The sequence below is a fragment of the Candidatus Thalassolituus haligoni genome, from assembly GCF_041222825.1.
In the GTDB taxonomy this organism is placed as follows: Bacteria; Pseudomonadota; Gammaproteobacteria; order Pseudomonadales; family Oceanobacteraceae; genus Oceanobacter; species Oceanobacter antarcticus.
Map to the genome: position 1 here is coordinate 3,758,173 of NZ_CP139482.1, position 23,491 is coordinate 3,781,663.

General features: G+C 51.0%; 25 protein-coding genes and 2 pseudogenes. 8 read left to right on the top strand and 19 right to left on the bottom strand.

What is annotated here, in order from left to right:
- Window positions 1-81: 81 nt before the first annotated feature.
- Complete coding sequence (locus tag SOJ49_RS16915; protein ID WP_369855658.1) at window positions 82-504, top strand: DUF1289 domain-containing protein; 423 nt, start codon at window positions 82-84, stop codon at window positions 502-504.
- Between the two features lie 160 nt (window positions 505-664).
- Here SOJ49_RS16915 and SOJ49_RS16920 read toward each other — a convergent pair whose 3' ends face one another.
- Together SOJ49_RS16920 and SOJ49_RS16925 are read right to left on the bottom strand one after the other, a co-directional pair.
- Window positions 665-1,408, bottom strand: a complete 744-nt coding sequence (locus SOJ49_RS16920) for a hydroxypyruvate isomerase family protein (protein ID WP_369855659.1) — start codon at window positions 1,406-1,408, stop codon at window positions 665-667.
- A gap of 31 nt (window positions 1,409-1,439) precedes the next feature.
- Entirely contained in the window at window positions 1,440-2,288 is an 849-nt protein-coding gene (locus SOJ49_RS16925; protein WP_369855660.1) for an NAD(P)-dependent oxidoreductase, read from the bottom strand.
- A gap of 170 nt (window positions 2,289-2,458) precedes the next feature.
- Between SOJ49_RS16925 and SOJ49_RS16930 the strand changes: the two genes are divergently transcribed.
- Window positions 2,459-3,289, top strand: a complete 831-nt coding sequence (locus SOJ49_RS16930; RefSeq protein WP_369855661.1) for an HDOD domain-containing protein — start codon at window positions 2,459-2,461, stop codon at window positions 3,287-3,289.
- A gap of 57 nt (window positions 3,290-3,346) precedes the next feature.
- Here the strand turns inward: SOJ49_RS16930 and SOJ49_RS16935 are convergent, their stop codons facing one another.
- The 11 genes from SOJ49_RS16935 to SOJ49_RS16985 form a co-directional block, all read right to left on the bottom strand.
- Entirely contained in the window at window positions 3,347-4,327 is a 981-nt protein-coding gene (locus SOJ49_RS16935; protein WP_369858083.1) for an alpha-L-glutamate ligase-like protein, read from the bottom strand.
- Window positions 4,328-4,362: 35 nt separating this feature from the next.
- A complete protein-coding gene (locus tag SOJ49_RS16940; RefSeq protein WP_369855662.1) occupies window positions 4,363-5,898 on the bottom strand; it encodes an inactive transglutaminase family protein in 1,536 nt (511 codons plus the stop codon).
- Entirely contained in the window at window positions 5,895-6,662 is a 768-nt protein-coding gene (locus SOJ49_RS16945) for an ATP-dependent zinc protease (protein ID WP_369855663.1), read from the bottom strand. The genes SOJ49_RS16940 and SOJ49_RS16945 overlap by 4 nt, the downstream gene beginning before the upstream one ends.
- Window positions 6,663-6,894: 232 nt before the next feature.
- A complete protein-coding gene (locus SOJ49_RS16950; RefSeq protein ID WP_369855664.1) occupies window positions 6,895-7,023 on the bottom strand; it encodes a hypothetical protein in 129 nt (42 codons plus the stop codon).
- 43 nt (window positions 7,024-7,066) lie between these two features.
- The gene (locus SOJ49_RS16955) at window positions 7,067-7,789 is read right to left on the bottom strand and encodes a transposase (protein WP_369855665.1); all 723 of its coding nucleotides are present in this window, start codon (window positions 7,787-7,789) and stop codon (window positions 7,067-7,069) included.
- A gap of 23 nt (window positions 7,790-7,812) precedes the next feature.
- The gene (locus SOJ49_RS16960) at window positions 7,813-8,103 is read right to left on the bottom strand and encodes a type II toxin-antitoxin system RelE/ParE family toxin (protein WP_369855666.1); all 291 of its coding nucleotides are present in this window, start codon (window positions 8,101-8,103) and stop codon (window positions 7,813-7,815) included.
- A complete protein-coding gene (locus SOJ49_RS16965; RefSeq protein WP_369855667.1) occupies window positions 8,100-8,363 on the bottom strand; it encodes a CopG family ribbon-helix-helix protein in 264 nt (87 codons plus the stop codon). The genes SOJ49_RS16960 and SOJ49_RS16965 overlap by 4 nt, the downstream gene beginning before the upstream one ends.
- Window positions 8,364-8,524: 161 nt before the next feature.
- Window positions 8,525-9,940, bottom strand: coding sequence for a HEPN domain-containing protein (locus SOJ49_RS16970; RefSeq protein ID WP_369855668.1), 1,416 nt, complete (start codon window positions 9,938-9,940; stop codon window positions 8,525-8,527).
- A gap of 114 nt (window positions 9,941-10,054) precedes the next feature.
- Window positions 10,055-10,825: a hypothetical protein gene (locus SOJ49_RS16975; RefSeq protein ID WP_369855669.1), complete on the bottom strand. Its 771-nt coding sequence runs from the start codon at window positions 10,823-10,825 to the stop codon at window positions 10,055-10,057.
- Window positions 10,826-10,837: 12 nt separating this feature from the next.
- Window positions 10,838-11,722, bottom strand: a complete 885-nt coding sequence (locus SOJ49_RS16980) for a hypothetical protein (RefSeq protein WP_369855670.1) — start codon at window positions 11,720-11,722, stop codon at window positions 10,838-10,840.
- 114 nt (window positions 11,723-11,836) lie between these two features.
- Window positions 11,837-12,220, bottom strand: coding sequence for a hypothetical protein (locus SOJ49_RS16985; protein WP_369855671.1), 384 nt, complete (start codon window positions 12,218-12,220; stop codon window positions 11,837-11,839).
- Between the two features lie 376 nt (window positions 12,221-12,596).
- On the opposite strand from SOJ49_RS16985, the pseudogene SOJ49_RS16990 reads away from it, so the two are divergent.
- Window positions 12,597-12,859: pseudogene (locus tag SOJ49_RS16990) on the top strand (phage integrase N-terminal SAM-like domain-containing protein).
- Between the two features lie 144 nt (window positions 12,860-13,003).
- Here the strand turns inward: SOJ49_RS16990 and SOJ49_RS16995 are convergent.
- The 4 genes and pseudogenes from SOJ49_RS16995 to SOJ49_RS17010 form a co-directional block, all read right to left on the bottom strand.
- A pseudogene (locus tag SOJ49_RS16995) lies at window positions 13,004-13,258 on the bottom strand (transposase); the annotation flags it as partial.
- Window positions 13,259-13,372: 114 nt separating this feature from the next.
- Window positions 13,373-14,461 carry an alanine racemase gene (alr, locus tag SOJ49_RS17000; RefSeq protein ID WP_369855672.1) on the bottom strand — a complete coding sequence of 363 codons (1,089 nt, stop codon included), beginning with the start codon at window positions 14,459-14,461 and terminating at the stop codon, window positions 13,373-13,375.
- A gap of 30 nt (window positions 14,462-14,491) precedes the next feature.
- A complete protein-coding gene (locus SOJ49_RS17005; RefSeq protein WP_369855673.1) occupies window positions 14,492-14,875 on the bottom strand; it encodes a RidA family protein in 384 nt (127 codons plus the stop codon).
- A 299-nt stretch (window positions 14,876-15,174) separates the two neighbouring features.
- Window positions 15,175-16,431: a D-amino acid dehydrogenase gene (locus tag SOJ49_RS17010; protein WP_369855674.1), complete on the bottom strand. Its 1,257-nt coding sequence runs from the start codon at window positions 16,429-16,431 to the stop codon at window positions 15,175-15,177.
- Between the two features lie 234 nt (window positions 16,432-16,665).
- Here SOJ49_RS17010 and SOJ49_RS17015 point away from each other — a divergent pair, with 234 nt between their 5' ends.
- From SOJ49_RS17015 to SOJ49_RS17035, 5 genes are all read left to right on the top strand, one after another.
- Window positions 16,666-17,160, top strand: coding sequence for a winged helix-turn-helix transcriptional regulator (locus tag SOJ49_RS17015; protein WP_369855675.1), 495 nt, complete (start codon window positions 16,666-16,668; stop codon window positions 17,158-17,160).
- A 45-nt stretch (window positions 17,161-17,205) separates the two neighbouring features.
- The gene (locus tag SOJ49_RS17020) at window positions 17,206-17,781 is read left to right on the top strand and encodes a TetR/AcrR family transcriptional regulator (RefSeq protein ID WP_369855676.1); all 576 of its coding nucleotides are present in this window, start codon (window positions 17,206-17,208) and stop codon (window positions 17,779-17,781) included.
- Window positions 17,782-17,927: 146 nt separating this feature from the next.
- Window positions 17,928-18,218: a hypothetical protein gene (locus SOJ49_RS17025; protein WP_369855677.1), complete on the top strand. Its 291-nt coding sequence runs from the start codon at window positions 17,928-17,930 to the stop codon at window positions 18,216-18,218.
- A gap of 53 nt (window positions 18,219-18,271) precedes the next feature.
- A complete protein-coding gene (locus SOJ49_RS17030) occupies window positions 18,272-19,213 on the top strand; it encodes a LysR family transcriptional regulator (RefSeq protein WP_369855678.1) in 942 nt (313 codons plus the stop codon).
- A gap of 199 nt (window positions 19,214-19,412) precedes the next feature.
- Window positions 19,413-20,921 carry an aldehyde dehydrogenase gene (locus SOJ49_RS17035; RefSeq protein WP_369855679.1) on the top strand — a complete coding sequence of 503 codons (1,509 nt, stop codon included), beginning with the start codon at window positions 19,413-19,415 and terminating at the stop codon, window positions 20,919-20,921.
- Between the two features lie 88 nt (window positions 20,922-21,009).
- Here the strand turns inward: SOJ49_RS17035 and SOJ49_RS17040 are convergent, their stop codons facing one another.
- Together SOJ49_RS17040 and SOJ49_RS17045 are read right to left on the bottom strand one after the other, a co-directional pair.
- A complete protein-coding gene (locus SOJ49_RS17040) occupies window positions 21,010-21,891 on the bottom strand; it encodes an amidohydrolase family protein (RefSeq protein ID WP_369855680.1) in 882 nt (293 codons plus the stop codon).
- A gap of 263 nt (window positions 21,892-22,154) precedes the next feature.
- The gene (locus tag SOJ49_RS17045) at window positions 22,155-23,474 is read right to left on the bottom strand and encodes an aminotransferase class V-fold PLP-dependent enzyme (protein WP_369855681.1); all 1,320 of its coding nucleotides are present in this window, start codon (window positions 23,472-23,474) and stop codon (window positions 22,155-22,157) included.
- Window positions 23,475-23,491: the final 17 nt, after the last annotated feature.

Consider the following 23,491-nt stretch of genomic DNA (forward strand, 5'->3'; position numbering starts at 1 on the left):
AGCCTCTGGCTTCAGCAGACCCATCTCTTGCATCTGCATGCCCATTTCCGTTCCCCAGCCATTCAGCGACGTATCGTCCCTATGATTGACCAAGGCGAACTGTTTAACATCCCCAATCCGTGCCGTGGAATTTGTACCGTTAATAACAAAGGGTTCTGCAAAGGTTGTTTACGCAGCCGTCAGGAGCGCTTCCACTGGAACGAATTTAGTAATTTCCAGAAACAACTGATCGTCAATCTGTGTGAACGCCGCCGCCTGAAGTTAAAGGCAGGACAGGTACAACACGTCGAAGACGCATTGCCAGAGTACATTCCACAAGGGGATTTGTTTGCTGCTGATCGCAACAGAATGGATCAGAGTCTGGAAAACTCACGTACATCAGCCCCAGAAGAGCCAACGCCTCCACCTCTGGATACGGCATCGAGAACAACGCCACAACAAGCTAGCCAGATTGGTCTGTTTGAAAGCCAGGGAAACCCTGACTCAAAACAAGACGGCCACTAGGAGTCTGTCGGGCTTAGGGCTGCGCTACTGCGGAAAAGCTGAATCTGGCTCTTTTTTGAGCAAATTCTGGTTAAATAGAACCACTATTCGCCTCAAATTTGCGCAAAAATCGCTCAAGCCAGTCTTTCCCTCGCGACGAACGACTAAATCCGACAGGCTCCTAGCCAGGCAAACGCACTGCTTCGAATTCATTCATCCAGCCAAGCGTCGCAGAAGTTGCCCGGCTTGGGTGGTACTCTGCCCCAACCCAGCCCTCGTAATGGCTGCTCTCGATCGTGGCAAACACTTCATCAAACTTGATCCGCCCGGTTCCCGGTTCGTGTCGGCCCGGCATATCGGCAAACTGGATATGGCCGATCTTGCGACCGTGACGGCGAATAAACCCGATCACATCCACGCCCATACGGGACATATGATAAACATCAAACTGCGCCTTGATGTGAGGATGACGTAGCTCCACCATAATGGCCAACATTTCCCGCCCGGTGCAAACCATAAAATCGGGCATATCAAAACGATTAATCGCTTCAAACGTGGTGGTGATTCCAAACGGGGCAAAACTGTCGGCGGTTACCTGCAGATTGCGAATAAAGGTCGCCATATACTCTTCGCGACGCTCGGGAATGCGACAGCAGCCCGGTAATACGTTCACCGTGGGAATTTTTAATGCCCGCGCATAAGACAGGCATTCCACCACTGCAGCGGCATATTCTGCGGTCTTGCGCGGTACGCATGCCAGCCCTTCTCCGCCCTGCATCAGATCGCCAGCAGACACGTTAATCAGTACGCATTTGAGGTCATTGTCGATCAGCTGTCGCTTGATATCAGAGATCGGATAAGCGTAGGGAAACTGGATTTCGACCGCATGAAAGCCGTCTCGGCGGGCTGCCGTAAACCGTTTCATAAACGGTAACTCGGTATATAAGGTGGATAAATTAGCGCTCGCCTTCACCTGACAACATCTCCATATACAAGTGAATCAACGTAGCAGGATCCTGCTCCCCAAAACCACGGCCAGCATGTTGACGTAGTAACTCGACACCCAGTCCTGCCATGGGAATTGCACTGCCCAAAGACTGCGCCAGACCATTGGCCATATTCATATCCTTGAGCAAGGTATTGACCCGCCACTTTATATCCTCGAAATCGCGCGCGGCCATTTTAGGGCCAGTGAGCTGAAGTGGCGTGGAATCTGCGAAACCACCCCGAAGTGCCTGAGGCAATGCCAGCGCATCAACGCCTGCCCGTTCAGCCAACGCAAATACCTCCGCCATTACCAGAACATTGCAACTCACCAACATCTGGTTGCACACCTTGGTCACCTGACCAGCACCCGTTGGCCCCATATGGGTAACCCGCTGGCTCAGGGCTGCCAACACTGGCCTCAGCCGGTCGATCACAGATATATCGCCCCCTGCCATGATTGCCAGGGTCCCTTGTTCCGCGCCAGTAACGCCACCCGATACCGGAGCATCCACCCAGCTCATACCGCATCGGGTTAGCAATTCAGAGGCCATCCGTCGGGTCGATTGCGGCTCAATACTGGAGAAGTCCACCAGTACCTGACCCTCATGTCCAACCGTCGCGATGCCCTCAGGGCCAAAGACAATATCACGAACGGCCTCAGTGTTGGTGACACACACCATCACCACATCGCATTGCTGCGTCAGTTCTGCCACCGATGCCGCCCGCTGAGCGCCTGCCGCCGCCACCGCTGCGGTTTTATCGGGCGTACGATTCCAGACCCGGACAGGGTAGCCGGCGTCCAGCAGACGCATAACCATGGGAACTCCCATGAGGCCCATCCCGATAAATCCGATCGTCAATGTGCCGCCCTCGAGAAGAATAACTGCCAATACTATCAAAGACTTACTGACTTTGAACCAAGTTTTCCGACGTTTGCTCCCAGCTGGCCTATTCTTAAAATACCCACCCGCCAGAGGACACCTGTCTTATGAATATGGCCACTATTTTTGCGGAGTCCCAACAGCTGCCGCATATCCCGAAAGTTGTACAAGAGCTGATTGAAAGTTTCCGGGATGACAATGCCAATGCCGACGATATCAGCCGTAAGGTAGCACTCGACCAGGCGCTTACCGCCAAGGTATTACGGCTGGCCAACTCAGCTCACTATGGCCTGTCACGCACCGTTTCCAACCCCCAGGATGCCGTCGTGCTGTTGGGGTTAAATACACTGCGCACTATGGTACTGGCCTCCGGCGTCACATCCGCCATGAAAGCCCCTGTCGGTTTTGATCAAAAAACTTTCTGGCGCGACTCCTTTGCCGTCGCCTCCCTAGCCAAATGGCTGGCTCGCTATATGCCAGACGGCGACAAAGAAACTGCTTTTACCTGCGGCATGTTACATTCCATCGGTTTAATGCTGATTCACATCGTACTGCCAGACGATGCCGCCAATGTTAACGAATCCGTACATCTGGGTGGCAATCGTCACACCGCAGAAACTGCACGATTGGGTTTTACCTCTGCCGATGTCGGCACTGAACTGGCCAAGCGCTGGAAATTCCCGGAAGAAATCCAGCAAGCAATCCAGGACCAGAACAACCCGGATCTGGATCAACCCTTCTCGAATCTCGGTGGCCTGATCTACATCGCCAAATACTTGCATACCGCCCATCAGAACGATCTGACCGAAGAAGAGCTGGTGGCGAAATTTCCAGTTCGGGTTGCCCGCCGTATCAGTCTCGATCTGCGTCAAATCCGTAGTGCACTGGCAGAATGCCGCGACCTGGAATCCGGTTTTGAAGACATTCTCAACGATTAGAGGATCTTCCAATGATGCACAGAAAACGCTTGGCGATTTAACAAGACACCATTGCGATCAGACCCCGGCAAACCATTGCTGACTCAACATCACCCTCACCTCCGCTGAACGGCGGAGGTCTGCGGGCGACAGCCGGTCGATCACTCTCAGTCGGGGCAACAGCCCGGCACCATTCGCCAACTGTATGGCTAACCCTGGACGTGCGTTCAATTCCAGTAACAGCGGGCCATGCTGGCGATCAATCACAATATCAGCTCCCAGATAGCCTAATCCGGTCATGTCATAACAGCGGGCCGCCAAAACCAGTAATGGCTGCCATTGGGGAATAACCAGCTCCGACAGTGTCACCTCAGTATCCGGGTGCTGGGTCAGACGAATGCCATCCTGCACCCCGTGTAACGCTTGTCCATTTGCCAGCGACAACCCCACACCGACAGCACCCTGATGCAGATTCGCCTTTCCATCCGACGCTCGGGTAGCCAACCGTGTCATCGCCATCACCGGATAACCGCGACAGACGATCACTCGAACATCGGGCACCCCTTCGTAAGAGAAATGCGCCAGCGACTCGTCAAACTCAATACATCGCTCAATAATAGCGATATCCGGCGTACCACCCAGGCTATAAAGTCCGGCAAGAATGTTCGACGCATGACGTTTGAGATCGCTCAGAGTCACCGGGCTGCCATTGGCTCGCAGCCAATAATCGCCTTCCCGGCTCTGAACAACCACAATTCCTTTACCACCGGAGCCTTTGGCCGGTTTGATCACAAATGCCGGAATGTCAGACAGCTGTTGCCCCAACGCCTCAACTTCATGCTGTGACTGAATCGTACCTATCAGTTCGGGCACCGCAATTCCGGCACGTTCTGCCAGTCGTTTGGTTTTCAGTTTGTTATCCACCAGCGGATACAGCTTGCGCGGATTATAACGCCCGATATACAACCGGTTACGGGCGTTCATACCCAGTACTCCAGCTTGCTGCAACCGTAACGGCAACAGCAACTGCTGCGATAACGACTGCCAGAGATGACCCATTCCTGCCAGACCATGAGCACCAGGATCGCGGCTATTCATGATCCATCCTGACGCAGCGACACAAAACGGCGTAGCTCCAGCAACCGATAACCGGTGTACGTTCCCAGCATCAGCACCAGCGCCAGAATCACCAACTGTACACCGATGTAGTTAAATGTCAGATGTCGTATCAGCGGATCACTCATGGCCCAATACGCCACTACCGCCGTCAACAAGCTGCCGCCGCCCTGGCGCATCACCTCACGGCCACCTTCTTCTTCCCACAGAATCGACATACGTTCGATGGTCCATGACAAAATGATCATCGGGAAGAATGTGATTTTTAAACCCTCCGTCAGGCCCAGTTTGTAGGACGCCACACTGAACAGCCCGATAATCGCAATCACTGTAATAATCACCGCCGAGATTCTCGCCACCAGTAACAGATTGAGACGCGATAAATAGCTGCGAATAACCAGGCCGGTTGCCACAACGAACAGAAAGCCCACCAGCCCAGTGATCAGCGAAGTCTGAATAAATGCCACCGCAATCAGCACCGGCATAAAGGTGCCCGAGGTACGAATCCCCACCAGAATCCGCAGCAGGCATACCACCAACGCGCCGATGGGTAACAACAGAATGGTTTTGAACATCGCCTGCTCTTCCACCGGCAGACTGTGAATGGAAAAATTCAATAACTCGTGTTGATCTGACAAGCGGTTGGCAACACTGGCAAAAGTCGATTCTTCCCGCCGGATCATGGCAAAGCGTACCTGTGAATCACGGCCACCCGACACCTCCAGCACCGGCTCACCACGCTGCTCCCACAATAACAACGGCGCATCCCGATCAAACAGCGCCGGATTACGGGCCTGCAGCGGAATGTCAAAGACCTGACTCTGATCGTCTTGCCATACCCGGATATAAGGCAACAATTGCTGTTGCCGACGACCATCCTGTAACCGCAAGCCGTACACCAGACGTGCAGGCACCCCCGCCTTGTTCAGCATATTCACCAGTAACGGTGGCAGAGTCTGACTGAATTCGCTGATCAGCAGCTCCACATGCTGGGCACGAGGTACGGCTGAAAATGCCTTTAATAACTCCCGCGTCAGACTGAAGTTATCTGCCGACGTACGATGCGCCAACGCCAACAACTGCCCCACCGCACTGGCGTAAGGTTCCGGCCAGCTGGTCACCGTCAGCGCCGGTTCCGGTTCCGGCATCAATTCGTAGGCGTCGCTTTCCAACACATCCGCGCGATAAAACAACATCTGGCGGCCGCTGGCCGTGCGCTTGGTCCACTCCGCCACCGGATTACCGCCGTCGATAAAATTCAGCCCGTAACCGGGAGACGCGCCACTTTCACGCAGCAACATAAATCCGGGTTGATTCGATGGCCGCGCCAGAACGGCACGCACCGGTTGTGCATCAGCGGTCAGCTCTACTCTTGCTTCAACCGACCAGACGGTTTGTGACTCACCCGGTAACAGCGGTACATCATACACCCAGTGCCGATGCAGAATCTGGGCAATCCCGGCGCTCAGCAACAACAGGATCAACGCAACATAAGGCCAACGATGTTCACTCATTCGTCATCACTCACAGTTGGCGCTTGCGCATCGGGTTGATATTTCCCGAGCAGAAATTTTTTCCCCACATCAATCAGGGTGACATCACGCAAGAACGCACGCCCCAGTAAAATCGGATAGGTCATCTGGGAACGATCGGCCAGAGAAAATTCGGCTTGCTGCTGTAACTGCTGACCGAGATGAACCGTCAACGCCACCACGGGCCGACGATCGATTTCGTTGGTGGATGCTTGCCGGATCAACACATTACGAACCAGTCGAGCTTCAATCTCCAGCGGCTCGGCTTCATCATCGTGCTGCAACAGAAAACGTACCCAACGCTGACCATTACGCTCAAAACGGGTGATATTACGGGCACTCAGCGACGACGTCGCTGCTCCGCTGTCGACTCTGGCGCGATAGTGATGCCCAGGCGGCACCAGATAAATCCACTCCGATGCCCCCACCACCAGTTTGTCTGCAACAGGTTCGGCGACCGCATCAGCCGCCGGACAACTTGGCTGACCCGGATCCGGGTTGATATCTGCCAGCTGTTGTAACTGTTGCTGCAGCGCCACCATCTGAACCGTCTGCTCTTGCTGATTCGCCAGAACCGCTTCAATATCTGGACAGCTCAACTGAATATCAGGACGATGACGGACAACAACCGCCTCAATACCCTCCAGCGTCACCGCCCGGTGCTCAGCCCCCGGCCAGTGACTGCAGGCCGACAAACCACCCGCGACCATCAACATCAATGTCACCTGCCAGGCCCCGCTGGACATACCACAACTCCACCGCGCAAAAGCCGGTATTGAACCATAAAGGCGGTACAAGTTGCCCACGACTATTACGCAGCTTGTCAGAAATCACTGTTGGCTTGCTCACTAGCAGGCCGTTGAAATTCGTATCTAATTCGCTGATAGAAGCTCTTCCGCCTTATCAATCACACTTATTTGGTTGTTTTCTAGCCAGGTTTTCCATTTAAAACGGGATTATCCATCCCGTTTCCGTTCATCAGACAGATTGACCCTGTAACTTTGCCATTCGCACCAGGTTGTAAGCCATCATGGTCATCTCAAGAGCGCTGTTGACCTTCTCCAGCCCCTTCACTTTTAACTGCCGTAAGGGGCCGATCAAAACCATGCCGGTTTTCCATGACTGTATGTCCCATGAAGGACAATCGGGCTTATTGCCCTTTGGATTTTTTGAACAACCTTGCATCTGGATCGGTGGTCGATTCATGCGTGTCATTGCTGCGTTTGGTGCCACGAAAATTCTCTTCCTGATTGCGTCCGGAAGGCCCTTGGCCCTGATCATGGTCGTCATCAGGGTGCTTCGGCCGAAAACTCTTTTGGGAAGCCCAGGCCTGCATCAAAGTGCCATCGACACTGAAATGATCGTTCGACAGGAGCTGTTGTTTTTGGGCTGTGGCAATCACCTCGGCGAATAATTCGGTGCTGACGTCATGGTGGATCAAGCGATCCCGATTGACGCTGAAAGTCGAATGATCCCGGACCGGATCATCAATACTCAAACCGACAAACCAGCGATAGAGCATGTTGTACTGAATCTGCTCGACCAGTTGCCGTTCGCTGCGAATACTGAAGAGGATTTGCAGCAGCAAGGCTCTCAATAAACGCTCCGGAGGAATGGATTCCCGCCCACGCTCGGAATAGATCAGGCTGAGCTTCCAATCGATGTGGGTGAGCGCCTTGAATTCATAAAGCTCATCGATTTCCTTTGGGTGATACAACTCGATATCGCCTGACTCTCCAAAACCGACTTCAACAAGAAGCTTCCTGTAGAATCTGGGAGTCTCTCTACCTAGAGCACCCTCAATCTCATCTATTCCTTTATTCGTTAGTAGTTTCATACTCGGAAATATAACGCCACAAACAGCGGGGAGCATAGCGAAACTGCTGCTTTATTTTGTTATAAATTTTTCTCATTTTCTTTGCTGTGCCAAACTCTCAAAATATAAACAATACCACTGGTGATTAAATACCGGACGGTGTAATCACCAATATATAGATCTCGGATTTTTTCAGGATCAGGCGCTTTTATGACCGGCAAGCCAATTTCAGGGAATTGCTTTAGTTTGAAAACTCCTTCTTGAAGATCAATTGCGATTCTTCGTGCGGCATAAGGATTCTTAACCTCAACACACTCGACAACCCGTTGAAGGTCTTTCATCGACTCTGGGGAATATTCAACCTCTATCATTTCGGTGGCTCTTTGCGCTCACCAGTGCCCCAGCTGTTTAGCCAGGCATTCACATCTGCTTCCGCAATGGATTTACCTGCTTTAATAGACTCTAGAGCCTCCAGAGTGTCTGCCCACCGAGACTCCTCTACGGACTGCCTTGCCAAAAACTCTTTAACCGCTTGATTTATAAGATAATTCTTACTTCTATCTAGCTTGCTAGCTAAAAATTCAAGTGGCTTATCTATGTCATCTGCTAGCCGAATACTTGTAATACCCATTGAAACGCTCTCCTGTACTAATTTGTAATACATTTTAGTACATGCGAGCATTCAAGGCTAGAGTGATTTATAACGCCGCATTAAGCGGACTAAAATTGTGGGTTATACTGTGGAGCGAAGCGGAACGTAACCCACTGTTTTAGTTCCGTTTAAATGCCTTGTTATGCCTCATATCTAATTAGCGATGAATATCCAGATAGTCTATCAATAATTTCTGATGTTATAGGCAAAGTAATATCTAACTTTTCAAACAATGAGAACACCAACAACACTTCAATGAATTTTTCTTTTTCTACAAGTTCAGAAGCATTAATAGAATAGTCATTTGCATGGGTTATATCATTTCTAAGTTTACATATTCCGCTTATATCTCTCTTGTATAATTTCCATCTACCAGATGTCTGTTGTGGAATTTTTACATAAAAATCTAAAATGCATTTTTGCGTATTGTATTTTGAATTGTTATACCTTGGGAGCCCTTTTAAAAAGCTAGTTACACTCTTTTTATCACCAAATACTTTTATTAGATATGGTTTAATCCTGTTACTCAACTTTTCAAGTAACTCTTCATTTAGATAGCTTTTTTTGTTAAAGCATAATGACTCTAAAATACGAAAATAACCTAAAAATCTTTCTTCTGAATTCTCCAATCTTTTGTACTTCAAGTATTTTAAAAAGTAACCAGATTGAATTACAGGAAGCGCGTAATATTTGCTGAAAGCTGTTAATGGAAGTGGTGGAAGCCCTAAAGAGTCGAAGCGAATATCTTTACCGAGTGGGAATGTAGAATAGTCTTGTTCATATTTAGGGTGGTACATTTTTGAAGGGTAATAAAGAGTTCCTTTGTTACCAAAATGACTCGAATTCATATTGAGATCTATTTGCTCAATTATAAAATCACTCCCTATAAAAAATGCTAATAAAGCGTATAGCTTAAAGAAGTCATTCATTACCTCTTTAGAAGTGTGCCCTACACAGAATGTTATAATTAATGAAGGCGGGAATATTATTCCAGCACTAAAATCAGGCGATGAATGATGCATTGATAGGTTATAACTAACCCCTAAAATTCCCGTTTCTTCAAGTGGAATATAAAATTCATCTAATTTATTGTGATCGTCAAATAGTCGTTCGTTGTTATTATAAGCTCTAATTATTTCTTCTTGTTTATTAGTATTCCCTACCCATTCACTTATTTTATTGGAGTGTATACAAATCGATTGAACTAAATCATTTTCATACAAACCTGACGGTGCAAAAATGAGGTAACCAACTTCAAAAACACTTTCGAAAAAACCAATATATTTAGGGTATTGAGATATTACTCTACTGCCACCTCTACAAAAACAAAGATCGTGTAATATGAAAGTCTTATTCATATCGGTAAATAATAGAGTTTCTATATCTCCCCAACCAAAGTCACAATTTCGCTCATCGTTTTTTTCCCCCATTATCGTAATCGTAATTTTTTCTGGGGAAAGATATAACTTTGCCGCAAAGTCATTGCTTCCGTCATTTACAGCCCCTTCAAAATGGTAGGTATCCGCTAATTTTAAAGCTTCTAAATCAAATGACATTATTTATCCATAAGTGATGTAAGTTGCAAAGAGGCATAACGCCCGCATTTGCGGCTGGTTTTGAGCGCAGCGGAAAACCAGTCCGACAACATGCGCTTGTTAGCACTTTCGGCGTTATAGTCCAACAGTTCTTTTTATGGATTCCCATTCTTCTGTCAGACTTTCGTTTAATTTATGAAAAACTCTGCTGGATAGTTTGATAGATGCGGACGATTTCGCACATTCGTATTCCGCAAATTCATCTAGAAGTAAGGCAGTCTCATTAACATTAAAAGGCCCGCTCTGATTTAGATGAAGAGAATATAGAGAGCTATAAACCTGCTCATTCTTCATCCTCAAAAGTTCTAATTTCACCCAACCTAAAAGAATTCCTCCGGCAAAAAACATCTGGGTGAGCGCCAAGATAACCCCCAAATCTGACTCACGGTTCAGAAGTGAAAATAGTAGAAGCACTGAGTAAAATGCCACCTTTATTCTCTCTGAATTTAACATTGCTGCGCATAAGCTTTTCCCAAAGAAAGAGTTTTCCAAAAGATTAGAAGCTAATCTCTCCAAGCCAACTTCTCTTTCATTATTATAGTAATTATTGGTCTGGGAGTGCGTCAAAGGAACCCCCATTGAATTGGATAGCAGCTGTTTTCTTCTTTCTCTTTCTGCTCTTGGTAAGAAATAAAATGAGCTAACACTTTGAGAAATTGAATGCAGGACAACCATTAGCACAAAAAATATAGATGCATATTGAAACGTGCTTTCGCTGACCCTTCCGCTAAGCAATGGAATTGCTATAGCAAACAACGCTGAAATATAAAAAATAACTCCACTCAGGGAATTAAGGTCTTCTACTGGTTTAAAATATTTTTCAACTTGATCTATTCTTCTAGACATCAGTAGATGTTCCTAATTTGAGTAATAGTAACTAGGAAAATTATAGGCAAATACCTTATCCCACCATTCGAATGCCTTGCGCACGTCTCCAGAACTCTCAGCGTCCCTTGCATTTTGTGATCTGGTGGCTGCAGTATTTAGCTTTGATAAGGCTGTGATTTTTGTGGCATCTGAAGAGCACGGATATATTAGGCCTGAAATCCCTTCTGGGTCCTGAATTGCAGCTAGATTAGAGCTTTTCAATTTTTGGAGAATCGAATTCAGATCTATGTCATAAATTATTGAACTTTCAGTTTCCATCAATTTAGTCACTCTTAGCTCTAAGTAAAATGATGATATGGGAACTTCACAGTAATATTTCCACGCCTTCACAAATCGGATGAGAGGCTTTAATTTCTTCCCCAAGCGATTGTTATGATAAGTAACGTAAGCATTGTGTGTGGATGGGCTAGACTTCATCCAGCCTCCATTACCATCTGGGATATCGTATATATTCCTATCTTTATTAGTTTTTCCGGTGTAATCAGCCGGTATCACTTCAGCAGTATCCCAATCACCAGAACCAAAGTCCAATACAACTGCTGGCGAATCAACATAGACATGTGTGCTTTTAAAACGATCTTGCAAGCACTCTTTAATCTCTCGTAGGCTAGTTGCTGAATTTTGCTTTAACTTATTAGTTGGTATCGAAGCGAAAAAATCTACATCACTCAAATTAGATATATTTGTCCCATTGTTTGCTGATCCGGAATAGAACAACTGATTCAAATCATAATAAGCTTCAAGCCTTGATGTGATTGATGACTTGTGTGAAGCAGCTTTCCCTGATTGATAACCATTAGGTGTTATTCTTGTATGGAAGGCCTTAAATCCCTGTTCAACAGTACGCGTAGGCATCTAATACAGTTCCTTACTAAGTTCAAATTGTCTCATATCGGCTTGGAGTGCTAACGCCCAGCGAAGGGGAAATTTTGGAGCGCAGCGGAAAAATTGTCCCGCTTGCGCTGTTTGTTAAGCACTGATTCCAAGCTCCCTCCGCACTCTGTTTCTTACGAGAGGAACCAGAACTTTCAAAGTATCATTTGCCTCTGAAGCATTGCCTGACTCAACAGCTGCAATAAATTTCTCAATTGTTTCGATTTCATCTTTGTACCCATATAGATGAAAGTTAGACCTAGCTGTAGCCAACTTTTGGACTAGCCCCTTGTCCTCTTCAAATGGCTTTTCGCTATTCTGGAGAGAAAACCACACTGGCAAGAATGAACGCAACGCTTCTAACCGATGTTCAGTTCGCTTCTTGGCCATCTCGTGACGGCGGCTTAAATAGCTATTTACGAACCAACCAGCCACGACAATTATTGCCGAAGAAATAAGAATCCAGTCACGAATTTCCATAAGTTGCACAATTTCTCTTTAGGTGCTTAACAGTTTATTAGTGCGCATGCGCGGTTTCTGGGCAAGTCGGTTTCTGGGAAATCACCGTAACTACTTGAATAATAGGAAGTAAAATCCATTTCCAGATCAGTCCATTCTGTGAAAGCGAGCATGCGCATTAACTCCTTTGCGCCTTGCGCATTAATCTGTAAACCTGCGCAACAAATTTCCGTGTATCAATGCCTTAACGATAACAACGTCCGGGAAAGCGCGCAAGGCTTCTGAAAAAGCGCGCATTGATTTGGGCAAACTTTCAATTATACTGGATATGCACACACATCAGATCAAGGAGTGATCAATGACTTCCAGCCCCTTTCTCAATGACATTCGCCGCTTTATGCGCACCCGCGGCTACAGCCTGCGAACCGAGAAAACCTATGTTTACTGGATTCGGTTCTTTATCGTTACCAAAAGCGGAGACATCCCAAAGAGATAGGGGCTGCTGAGGTGGTGCAGTTTCTGGGGTTTCTGGCGAATGATCGTCATGTCTCGGTCAATACTCAGAAGCTGGCCTTGAATGCGTTGGCGTTTCTCTATAACACGTATCTGGAATTGCCTCTGGGAGGCAGCCCCTCCCTCCTACCCATCTACCCTTGTTGATCTGGCATTACGTGATAGCAGGCTGTTGAAATTCTTATTCGCTTCGCCGACAGAAGCTTTTCAACCCGATAATTCACGCTTATCTGGTTGTTTTCTGAGTGGTTTTTCCGCTGGAAGCAGGATTCTCCACCCTGTTTCCGGTCTTCAGACGGATTGACCCTGTAGCTTTGCCATTCGCACCAGGTTGTAGGCCATCATGGTCATCTCAAGAACGCTGTTGACCTTCGCCAGTCCTTTCACTTTTAACTGCCGTAGCTGGCCGACGGTCTTGCCCCAGCCGAAGGGTTCTTCGACGCGTTTACGCACAATCTGACTGGCGGCATATCCCGCTTTATGACTGGTTCGACCATCGATCGCTGAGCCGCCGGGCCGTTTGTCATTGCGGGCAACATGGGGCGAATAGTGGTTCTATTTAACCAGAATTTGCTCAGAAAAGAGCCAGATTCAGCTTTTCCGCAGTAGAGCAGCCCTAAGCCCGACGGCCAGGATAGCGATCCAGGCTGAATCGACTCCCTAACGGGTCAGATAAAGACGAGGAACACGCCGGGTAATCCCGGTAAACAGATGGTAGGAAATGGTATCGCAGCAGGCCGCCACCTCATTGGCATCCAGCTGCAAGCCCCAGAATTCAACGGGGTTACCCAGTGCAGCAGCAGCAACCTCGGTCAGGTCAACGGTCAGCATATCCATCGATACCCGCCCCAGTAGCCGGGTGCGCTGGCCGTTAACCATCAGCGGCGTACCTTCCCGTGCCTGACGCGGATAACCATCGGCATACCCCATGGCAACGGTACCCACCAGAGTCGGTTTATTGGCGACAAAGCGGCTGCCATAGCCGACACTTTCACCGATCGGAACCCAGCGAGTGGCAATGACTTCTGATACCAGCGACATCGCAGGTTGCAGCTGTTGTGCGACCTCGTCAGGGAATGCCAGCGGCGATGAGCCGTACAACATAATGCCAGGCCGCTGCCACTGTTGACGGGCGGCGGGATGCGCCATCAGAGCGGCCGAATTAGCCACACTGATATCCAGATCCAGTCCCTGCCTAGCCGCCGCAAGACCAGCCAGCTGGGTGCTGACATCCACCCCCGGAGCCACCAAACAATCAGCATTGGCGAAGTGCGTCATCAGCGTGACACGCCCCACCTGTGGCAACGCCAGCAATTGCTGACAAGCACCAGCCACCTCCTCCAGCGCAAAGCCCAGGCGGTGCATACCGGTATCCACTTTCAGCCAGATATTCAGAGGCCTGGAAAAGCAAGTCTCCGCCACTGCGCTGATCTGATCGGGTCGATGAATCGCCGTCCAGAAATTCTGCTCAGCAATCACCGGCAATTCGTCATTACTGAAAAAACCTTCCAGCAACAACACCGGCTGAGTCAACCCGGCCGCGCGCAACTCCAGCGCTTCTTCAATACACGCGACCGCAAACGCAGGCGCATAAGGTGCCAGCGCCTGAGCCACCCGGACAACCCCATGGCCGTAGGCATCCGCCTTGACCACCGCCAGTGCCTGACCAGCAGGATGTAACGAACACGCCAACTGATAATTGGCAACAATATGATCCAGATGAATCCGGGCCTGCGCAGGACGAGACATGCTTACCACTCCACAGCGTCGATCTGGCGCTTACAGCGCCAGAATCGCCTCAACTTCAATATCAGCTGCTTTTGGCAGCGCCTTGACCGCATATGCAGCGCGGGCCGGGTACGGCTCGTCAAAATAGCGGGCCATCACTTCGTTCACTTGCGGGAAAAAGCTCATATCCGACAGCAAAATAGTCAGCTTGGCGGCATCATTCAACGAACCGCCCGCCGCTTCAGCCACGGCTTTCAGGTTCTCGAACACCTGTACAGCCTGGGCTTCAAACGACTCGGTAACCATTTCCATGGTTTCCGGGTTCAGCGGAATCTGACCTGACATATATAGGGTGTTACCCACCTGAACCGCCTGCGAATAGGTGCCAATAGCGGCCGGGGCCTTGCTGGTCGAAATAATCTGTTTGTTGCTCATAAAAACCTCATTATTCATTGAATCACGTCCAGGCGGGTCGCCGGACGCGCGGGTAAGTAAATAGTACTGCCGCCGGGGGGCATCCCAAACGATCGCGAGAAAAAAAGTCTCGTCGTGTTCGGGAGTATCCGGAACCAGGGGGCGTTCTCAATTATTTGCCACGGCCTGTCAGGAGGATAAATCCCGTCAGGCAAGGCGTTGGACGCCGAGAATGACGCATCTTTTTCAAGTCCAATAACACCGCACTGGACGGCGGCAACCCGCGTCCTGCGGGGGCTGCCGGATTAAATAGATGCCCCCTAAAGATACCGATGTACCGACAATCCTTCTGCACTGATTTCGGTATCACGTTCATTCATAATATCCGCCAATAAACGCGCCGAACCTTGCGACATGGTCCACCCCAACGTGCCGTGGCCCGTATTCAGATACAGGTTGTTGAAGGGTGTTTTGCCAATCACCGGCACGCTGTCTGGTGTCATTGGCCGCAAGCCACACCAGAACTCCGCCTGCTCCAGATCACCGGCACCCGGAAACAAGTCACTGACGACGAAATCCGCAGCCTTGCGACGGCTCTCTTTCAGACTCAGGTCAAACGAGGCAATCTCAGCCGTACCACCAACACGAATACGTTCATCAAAACGCGTTACCGCCACCTTGAATTCTTCATCCATCACCGTGGACTGCGGTGCCTTGCTTTCATCCAGCAGCGGCAACGTCAGTGAATAACCCTTGATCGGATAGATCGGCAACTTGATGCCCAGCGGATTCACCAGCATCGGTGAGTAACTGCCCATGGCCACCACATACTTGTCAGCCGTCAGACGACCGTTAGAAGTCACCACGCCACGCACTTCACCGCCGGATGCTTCCAGCCCCTTGACCTCGGTGTCCATCATAAAAGTCACCCCCAGCGTACGGCAGGCATCCGCCAGCCCCTGGGTAAACTTGCGGCAATCACCAGTGCCATCGTTGGGGAACATCAAGCCGCCGACAAACTTTTCCGCCACATTTGCCAACGCTGGCTCATGCTGGATACAGGTCGCGTGATCAATCACCCGATGCTCAACACCGCACTCACGCAGCGATTCGAGATCCGCCCCGATGGAATCCATTTTTTCCTGATTACGGAACAGCTCAATCGTGCCCTGATGACGCTGATCGTAATGAATCGGGCAATCTTGCTGCAGTTGCTCAAAACAGATACGGCTGTACTCGGAAATCCGCAGCATGCGGTTCTTGTTGAGCCGATAGGCATCCTCGGTACACTGGCCCAGCATTTTCAGCATCCAGGCCGAGGTATTCACATTCAACGCCGACGGACTGACCATAATTGGTGCCAGATCCTGCAGCATCCATTTGATCGCCTTGAACGGAATACCCGGTGCCGCCCACGGATTGGTATAACCGTAAGACAACATGCCAGCATTACCGTAACTGGTTTCATCTGCCACGCCAGCCCGACGCTCAACCACGGTGACGTCATGACCAGACCTGGCCAGATACCAGGCAGACGAGACACCCAACACACCGGCACCCAACACCAGAATTTTCATAACGACCACCCTCACAACGCCACAAAGTCCGACGAGCAGTTCCAGGCTGATATTTCAACCTATTAGCGGAAAACGCTGCCATGTTTAATAGTGAAATTCTAGCCAAAACCCTATAGAAAAAGCCTTTGAAGTTCGCTTAAATACAGAATATTTCACTACACATTAAAGAAATTACAGAAGATACAGCCAAATCAATGCCATTTATGACAGTCCAATTCCAGGGAGATCAACCTCATGGCAACAACCAGCGACAATAAAAGAAGACCACTGGACAGACTCGACCGCCGAATTCTGCAAGAACTGCAACAAGATGGCCGCATCAGCTACGTCGACCTCGCCGAACGAGTTGGCCTCAGCTCCACCCCGTGTATCGAACGGGTCAAACGGCTGGAAAAAGACGGCTATATCGAAGGCTATTACGCCCGGCTGAATCCGGCGTTGCTGGGCTATGGCATGCTGGTCTTTGTCGAAATTTCGTTATCTTACCAATCGCCGGATGCCTTCCAGAAGTTTAATAAGGCCGTCGGCACCCTGCCCTACCTGTTGGAATGCCATCTCGTCTCCGGCGATGCCGACTACCTGATCAAGGCCCGCATCAACGACATGTCGGAATACCGCGCACTGCTTGGCGATATGCTATTGACCTTGCCAGGAGTGAAAAACTCCAAAAGCTATATCGTCATGGAAGAGGTCAAGGAAACCGCCCAGTTACCAGTGAAGCAAGGATAAGGTACTCTCCGCTATCGCTTTACTCGTTGTTGCAGGAGGGTGCTGATGGATGTTCGCAGAGAAAAAAGTCGTGAAAAGTTGAGGCATGCACTGGCCGAGCTGCTCCGTGAGCAGTCGCTGGAACAGATCAGTATTGAACAGATTACGGATAAGGCCGGTGTTACCCGCCCGACCTTTTATTCCAATTATCAAAGCCGCCAGGACATTATTATCGAGCACGTTGAACATTGGCTGGCGCGCCGGGAAACGCTGTTTCAGGCGTTTCTGGAAGATCAGCAAACTCCGGAACCCGATCGGCTGGTCGCCTTTATCGAGCATCTGCTGAACACCCTCAGCCCCGACGATACCTTGCTACAGCTGGCACTTTCCGGTCGCGCCGGAGAGCAGGCCTTACAGCGGGTCACCAATCAAAATACCGACTTCTTTCGCCGCCGGGCCAGTCGCAGCTTTAACGAACCGCCGACAGAAGACGACATCCTGTTGATCTCGACCTTTTACGGCTCCGCCACCATCGGGATTATCTCCGGCGTTATCTCCGGCAAGATCACCCAGCAACCGGCCGACCTTGCACGACAGTTGGCCGCTATGATCTACAACGGCATTGGCCATCGCTTGTATTAAGATGATTCCTCAAACCAACAACATCTTTTAAATCAGCCTGATTGCTGGCAGCAGAATCGTCGGGGGTATTTTCGTGGTGAATCGATGCATACTCGGCTTATACCAACACATCCACCGATCCGCTCCAGCCACCTTGAGAATCCCTTATGCAGCTCGATAAAGCGAAAAAACGCATCGCCAAAAAAGTCAAACGAGGGTTTCAGGGTTATCCACTGATTGCCATAACCTATTTTGGCAGCACCACCGACCAGGCTGACGAAGTGTCGGTCACCTTGACGCTGGAAGAAGGTGCAGAAGCACTGGAAGAGCGTTTCAAAAGCACCGATGATGCCCGCGAAAATGCGACCATCCAGTCTGCGCTGGTCAAAATCATCGAACGCACAGACTGCAAGACGCTACAGGAAAACCCTGATGTTACTCTGGTTCCAGCGCCATGACCTATCTGGCACGACGTTGTTGAATACGCACGCTATCGAGGTGTTTTAGTACCATGACGATCAAACACTCCCTGGGACAGCTGGGGGATTACGAGATCAAACAACTCAAGGTGTTCAAGGCCGTCACCGAATGTGGTGGCTTCAGTGCCGCCGAGGCGCTACTGAATATCAGCCGCCCGACCATCAGTATTCATATTGCCAATCTGGAATCGCGGCTGAACCTGACCCTGTGTCGCCGAGGCCGTGGTGGTTTTGCCCTGACCCGTGAAGGGGAAGTCGTCTACCAACAAACCCGGCAGTTGCTCGAAGCGCTGGAAGGGTTCCGTAATACCATCAACAACCTCAGTTCAACGCCATCGGGGAAATTACGGGTCGCCCTCAGCGATTCCTTCGCCAACGACCCGCGCTGCGATTTTGCCACCATCATTAATCACTACGCCCGCCAGGCACCGGATGTGGAAGTCACCGTCGATGTTGCCCATATGGTCGAGATGGAACGCAAGGTACTGAACGACGAACTGGATCTGGCCTTTATCCCGTATCACAGACACTTGGAAGGACTGGACTATATTCATCTGTTCAGCGATCGCTGCTACCTCTATTGCGGTGCCAGCCACCCACTGTTTGCTGAAGAGGACAGCCGTATCAGTGCAGCACAAATCAACGCCATCCCACTGGTACATGCAGGCCTGCAACCTCATGAAGAGGTTTACCAGCAAATATCCGAGATGAACCTGGCGGCTATTTCCTATCATTACGAAACCCGGGTAGCGCTGATATTGTCCGGTATTTACGGCTCATTCCTGCCAGAGAACATCGCCCAGCCCTATGCCAAGACAGGCCAGCTACGTGCCCTCTGCCCGCAAACCCGGCACTACTCCCTCGGCGTCGCCGTCATCAGCAAACGCAGTACCCAGCCCAACCGCGCCCGCTCGCTTTTTATTCAAACCGTGCGGGCCTTGCATCGCCATGGCAAACCGGATGCTCCCTACTGAAACGCGCCAAGTGCTCTATGGCCGTTTGGATCGACGCAGAACGGCTTGATCCGCCAACGCGGACAAGGGCTTGGTAGTCAGAGGAACGATTTCCCGGAACAACCCCCGGAACAACCCCTGAAACTACCCATCAGGATATATACCGCTGGCGCCATGCCTGGCGCACAATCCCCGTAATAACGATGCCCCGGAGACTTCGATGAGCGAGAACCAGACCAGCCTGAACAGTTGCGCCACCTGGACCGAAAAAGCCAGCCAAATCACCATTCCTGCTCACTCCTGGGTGAATGGCAAGCCGGTGGCCGCACTCAGTGGTGCAACACAAACCTGTTTCAACCCGGCAACCGGGGCGGTACTGGCGGAGCTGCCCGACAACGCACCGGAAGATGCCGACGCCGCCGTCCGGGTCGCACGCCATACTTTTAATAGCGGTGTCTGGTCGGCGATGGCCCCCAAGGATCGCAAACGGATTCTGCTGCGTTGGGCCGATTTGATCGAACAGCACCAGCACGAGATCGCCCTGCTGGAAACCCTCGACGTCGGCAAACCCATCAGCGACACCCTGAATATCGACGTCCCCAGCGCAGTGAATACCATCCGCTGGACGGCGGAAGCCATCGACAAGATCTACGGCGAAATCGCGCCGACGGCTGCCGGTACGCTGGCGCTGATCCAGCGCCTGCCGCTGGGGGTCGTGCTGGCGATTGTGCCGTGGAACTTTCCGCTCTCGACCACCGCCTGGAAACTGGCACCGGCATTGGCGGCAGGTAACTCGGTGATCCTCAAACCCGACCCCAAAACCCCGCTGACAGCACTGCAGCTGGCAGCACTGGCCACTGAGGCAGGCTTGCCCGACGGCGTGCTAAACGTCTTACCCGGCGATGGTATCAATCTGGGTCAACACCTGTCCCTGCACCCGGATATCGATGGCCAGACCTTTACCGGCAGCACTGCGGTCGGCAAGTTACTGATGCAGTACGCTGGCCAAAGTAACCTCAAACGCACTTTTCTGGAGCTGGGCGGCAAAAGTGCCAATATTGTGTTTGCTGATGCCGATCTCGATAAAGCCGCGTTATGGGCAGCGGTGGCCGGATTCTACAACTGTGGCCAAACCTGTACCGCCGGTACTCGCCTGCTGATTCAGCAGTCTGTTTACGATGAGGTGATCGAACGGGTGATCGAAAACAGCCAGAGCTGGACACCGGGCAACCCGCTCGACCCGGATACCCGCATGGGAGCCGTGATCGACCAGAACCAGATCAATACCATTCAGAAATACATTCAGATTGGCCAGCAGGAAGGGGCCAGGCTGGTACTGGGTGGCAAGCCAGTGGCAGACTCCGGCTCCAACGGCTGTTTCCATCAGGCCACACTGTTTGCCGATGTTGATAACAACATGACCATCGCGCAGGAAGAAATCTTTGGCCCGGTGGTATCGGCCATTCCTTTCAAGGATGCCGCCGACGCGATCCGCATTGCCAACGACTCCCGTTATGGGCTGGCCGGTGCGGTCTGGAGCCAGAACATCAGCACGGCGCTGAGCGTCGCTAACGGCGTGCGTACTGGCACCATGGGGGTAAACAATTATTTTGGCGGCGATATCACCGTGCCGTTTGGTGGCTTCGGTGAATCCGGTAATGGCCGGGACAAGTCTCTGCATGCGCTGAATGATTACAGCGAGTTAAAAACGACCTGGATTGAGTACTGATCTTTAGGGGCCAATGGCCTATTACGATGACCCCCGGTATTTATCCGGGGGTCATCCATCAATCAACTTATCTATCCATCAAGCCTGGCTATTTCATATAACCCAGCAGCTTGGCGGCATTTTCTTTCAGAATCAGAGGCCGTACTTCGTCCTTGATCTTGATTTTCTCGAAGTCACTGATCCAGCGATCCGGGGTAATCACCGGCCAGTCTGAGCCAAACAACATTTTGTGCTTCAGAATACTGTTGGCGTACTGGATAAAGATCGGCTGAAAGTACTTCGGCGACCAGCCCGACATGTCGATATACACATTCGGTTTATGGGTCGCGACGGACAGCTGCTCTTCAATCCAGGGGAACGCCGGGTGAGCGGCAACAATCGGCATATCCGGGAAATCGGCCGCCACATCATCCAGATACATGGGGTTGGAATACTTCAAGCGCATGTTCATGCCGCCATGAGCGCCAGCACCCACGCCGGTCTGGCCGGTGTGGAACAGGGCAATGGCACCTTCTTCGGCAATGGCTTCATACAACACATAAGCCGAACGATCGTTAGGGTAAAAACCCTGCATCGTTGGATGAAATTTAAAGCCTTTCACCCCAAACTCACGTACCAGCCGACGGGCTTCACGGGCACCCAAACGGCCCTTGGCCGGATCGATAGAGGCAAACGGAATCAGAATATCGCTGTTTTCGGCACAGATAGCCGCCACTTCCTCGTTTTCATAACGCTTGAAGCCGGTTTCACGTTCCGCATCCACCGGAAAAATCACCGCCGCGATTTTTTTCTCGCGGTAGTAGCTGGCGGTGTCCTGAACGGTTGGCATCATATTGTGGCCAGCCGGGTTCTTGAAATACTTGGCGAAGTCTTCCTGAAACTGGTAGTAACCGTCATCCCGGTCACAGGTGCAGGGTTCTTCTGCGTGGGTATGGAAGTCGATGGCAATGATGTCGTCGATGTTAATCATGGTGTATCCCCTGTGATCAAATAGCGGGTGATATTGTTGTTATATATCAGGTTGTTATATATCAGGTTGTTGTGCACCGGGTTGTTGTGCACCAGTTGCAGGACGGCGAAGACTTGTCTCTGTTCGCCGATAACCTCGGGCAGCGCCCACACCAGATACTCTACACATTCGACAAGCGAAGAACCACAATTGTTTTGCTATACAACAATATTGGTTTTATGCCGCCTGACCACGAGACGGGTAAACAGCACCGCCGCCCCTGATCAATCCGATCCAATCAATCCATCCAGAGCTTGCAGCAGCTGTACCACGTCGTTGGCCGAGGTGTAGTGCACCATGGAAAAGCGCAACACGCCTGCTTGCGGATCAATGCCCAACGCCTCCAGCAACCGCCAGGAGTAGAAGTGCCCGGCACCGCAAAGAATGCCTTGTTGCCCCAGCTGTTGCGCCAATTCGAGCGGCTGATGTCCGGCGACCTGAATCGACAGGGTCGGCGCGCGATTTTCCAGTCGATCCGGGCCAATCAGGGTAATCGCCGGATGCTGGCGAAAATAGTCGAGCAAAGACTGAATATGCCGCAGTTCACTCTGATGCAGCAGGTGACGCACTGCCTCGGCTTTCTGTCGCGGTGATGGTCGCGGTGATGGTCGCGGTGATGGTTGCGGTGACGGTTGCGGTGACGGTTGCGGTGACGGTGACGGTTGCTGTAATAGCGCGTCAGCAGCAGCAAAATGATGTTGGTACAGGCCCTCAAAATAATCACTGACACCGCTGGCGGCAGCAACCTGAGCATGATCCGGCCCGGCGGGGGTCAGGCGTTTGGCGCGCACATCGCTGTTAAAAAAATGGCCCTGATTACCCAACAACGCCGCCATCTGCGGTTGTACTACCATGACTCCCTGATGTGGCCCATACACTTTGTAGAGTGAATACAGGTAGATATCACAGCCCAGCGCCTGAATATCAGGCAAGCCGTGCCCGGCAAACGACACACCATCCACCACCGTACGAACGCCATATTGGCTTGCCAGCGCACAGATCTCGGCAACCGGATTAATATCCCCGAGAATGTTGGAGCAATGAGGAAACGCCAGCAAGCGGGTGTTATCCCCCAGCAACGCCTGAAGATCGGCCAGCTGCAACCCCCCCTGCGCATCCATCCGCCATTCCCTGATCACCAGTCCATACTGTGCCAGCTTGCGCCAGACCCCGGTATTGGCTTCGTGATCCTGATTGGTGACGATGATCTCGTCGCCTGGCCGCAGCCACTCCATTACCGCGTGTGCCAGCACCCAGGTATTCTGAGAGGTCGACGGGCCAAAGTAGACCGTATCCCCCGGCGTATTCATCCATTGCCCCAGCGCCTCATAGCTGGCGTCCATCCAGGCTCCGGCTTTGGCCGATACCGGGTTGGGGTAATAGGGTTGAAGCTTGAGCTGATGAACATACTCGTCCAGCCGCTGCAGCACCGGCTGGCACAAGTAAGAGCCACCGGCATTTTCAAAAAATGCCGTACCTTGTAATGAGGGTTCGGCAAAAGCCGGAAATTGCTGGCGCACATAGTCGAGATCGAGGCTGGTCATGGGGGTATCCGACAGAG

Coding starts and splice junctions, on each gene's coding strand:
- SOJ49_RS16970 (WP_369855668.1), bottom strand. CDS start 9,940: ATGTCATTTGATTTAGAAGCTTTAAAATTAGCGGATACCTACCATTTT.
- SOJ49_RS17030 (WP_369855678.1), top strand. CDS start 18,272: ATGACGATCAAACACTCCCTGGGACAGCTGGGGGATTACGAGATCAAA.
- SOJ49_RS16980 (WP_369855670.1), bottom strand. CDS start 11,722: ATGCCTACGCGTACTGTTGAACAGGGATTTAAGGCCTTCCATACAAGA.
- SOJ49_RS16960 (WP_369855666.1), bottom strand. CDS start 8,103: ATGATAGAGGTTGAATATTCCCCAGAGTCGATGAAAGACCTTCAACGG.
- SOJ49_RS16975 (WP_369855669.1), bottom strand. CDS start 10,825: ATGTCTAGAAGAATAGATCAAGTTGAAAAATATTTTAAACCAGTAGAA.
- SOJ49_RS17005 (WP_369855673.1), bottom strand. CDS start 14,875: ATGAGCAACAAACAGATTATTTCGACCAGCAAGGCCCCGGCCGCTATT.
- SOJ49_RS17045 (WP_369855681.1), bottom strand. CDS start 23,474: ATGACCAGCCTCGATCTCGACTATGTGCGCCAGCAATTTCCGGCTTTT.
- alr (WP_369855672.1), bottom strand. CDS start 14,461: ATGTCTCGTCCTGCGCAGGCCCGGATTCATCTGGATCATATTGTTGCC.
- SOJ49_RS16945 (WP_369855663.1), bottom strand. CDS start 6,662: ATGTCCAGCGGGGCCTGGCAGGTGACATTGATGTTGATGGTCGCGGGT.
- SOJ49_RS16920 (WP_369855659.1), bottom strand. CDS start 1,408: ATGAAACGGTTTACGGCAGCCCGCCGAGACGGCTTTCATGCGGTCGAA.
- SOJ49_RS17025 (WP_369855677.1), top strand. CDS start 17,928: ATGCAGCTCGATAAAGCGAAAAAACGCATCGCCAAAAAAGTCAAACGA.
- SOJ49_RS17010 (WP_369855674.1), bottom strand. CDS start 16,431: ATGAAAATTCTGGTGTTGGGTGCCGGTGTGTTGGGTGTCTCGTCTGCC.
- SOJ49_RS17040 (WP_369855680.1), bottom strand. CDS start 21,891: ATGATTAACATCGACGACATCATTGCCATCGACTTCCATACCCACGCA.
- SOJ49_RS17035 (WP_369855679.1), top strand. CDS start 19,413: ATGAGCGAGAACCAGACCAGCCTGAACAGTTGCGCCACCTGGACCGAA.
- SOJ49_RS17015 (WP_369855675.1), top strand. CDS start 16,666: ATGGCAACAACCAGCGACAATAAAAGAAGACCACTGGACAGACTCGAC.
- SOJ49_RS16935 (WP_369858083.1), bottom strand. CDS start 4,327: ATGGGTCATCTCTGGCAGTCGTTATCGCAGCAGTTGCTGTTGCCGTTA.
- SOJ49_RS16985 (WP_369855671.1), bottom strand. CDS start 12,220: ATGGAAATTCGTGACTGGATTCTTATTTCTTCGGCAATAATTGTCGTG.
- SOJ49_RS16965 (WP_369855667.1), bottom strand. CDS start 8,363: ATGGGTATTACAAGTATTCGGCTAGCAGATGACATAGATAAGCCACTT.
- SOJ49_RS16925 (WP_369855660.1), bottom strand. CDS start 2,288: ATGGTTATGCGTCTGCTGGACGCCGGCTACCCTGTCCGGGTCTGGAAT.
- SOJ49_RS16950 (WP_369855664.1), bottom strand. CDS start 7,023: ATGGTTTTGATCGGCCCCTTACGGCAGTTAAAAGTGAAGGGGCTGGAG.
- SOJ49_RS16940 (WP_369855662.1), bottom strand. CDS start 5,898: ATGAGTGAACATCGTTGGCCTTATGTTGCGTTGATCCTGTTGTTGCTG.
- SOJ49_RS16955 (WP_369855665.1), bottom strand. CDS start 7,789: ATGCTCCCCGCTGTTTGTGGCGTTATATTTCCGAGTATGAAACTACTA.
- SOJ49_RS16930 (WP_369855661.1), top strand. CDS start 2,459: ATGAATATGGCCACTATTTTTGCGGAGTCCCAACAGCTGCCGCATATC.
- SOJ49_RS17020 (WP_369855676.1), top strand. CDS start 17,206: ATGGATGTTCGCAGAGAAAAAAGTCGTGAAAAGTTGAGGCATGCACTG.
- SOJ49_RS16915 (WP_369855658.1), top strand. CDS start 82: ATGATTGACCAAGGCGAACTGTTTAACATCCCCAATCCGTGCCGTGGA.